The organism is Vibrio sp. M260112 (assembly GCF_036533775.1).
GTDB lineage: Bacteria > Pseudomonadota > Gammaproteobacteria > Enterobacterales > Vibrionaceae > Vibrio.
The window spans coordinates 1-459 of record NZ_JATABH010000204.1 but is presented as its reverse complement, the minus strand read 5'-3'; the positions used below and the strand labels follow the sequence as shown (position 1 = coordinate 459).

The window sequence follows — 459 nt, the reverse complement described above, 5'->3', positions numbered from 1 at the left end:
TGACGACTGGTCTGTTGATGCGTTTCTAGCGTGCTGGGGTTAGTAATGGTCACCTTTAAGTCATTTATCGGTTCATCGTTTTCGCTACGAAACTCAACCTCTAACCAATTGACTGCGGGGTTACACAATACGCAGTGATTGTACATTTCGATTAGCATTACGCTTCTCCTCGCAATTGGTGATACAGGGTTTTTAATCCAAACAGCAATTCATCATCTCGCAGCCCAACAATGGTTTTTTGAATCGACACCTGATTCAGGAAGGCTTGCTTATGGGTAGTGATAATACTGGCCGTTAGTGTTTTCTCTTGTAGGGTCTGCTTTGGACTATCTGGTGCTAATTCCATTGCCGTAAAATGTGCTTGGAAGGCGCTATCAAAGTGCGGCATGTTGTGGTCAATTCTTGTTTCCATCAGTTGAGACTGATTCTGCCAGAGCCAGCTTTCTACGTTATGACTCA

At 44.0% G+C, this 459-nt stretch carries 1 protein-coding gene; it reads right to left on the bottom strand.

Features of this window, described 5'->3' with window-relative positions; genetic code table 11:
* Nucleotides 1–157 precede the first annotated feature (157 nt).
* Nucleotides 158–459, bottom strand: a 302-nt coding sequence (locus QTN95_RS21120; RefSeq protein ID WP_331418899.1) for a hypothetical protein, incomplete at its 5' end; no start/stop codon positions are given.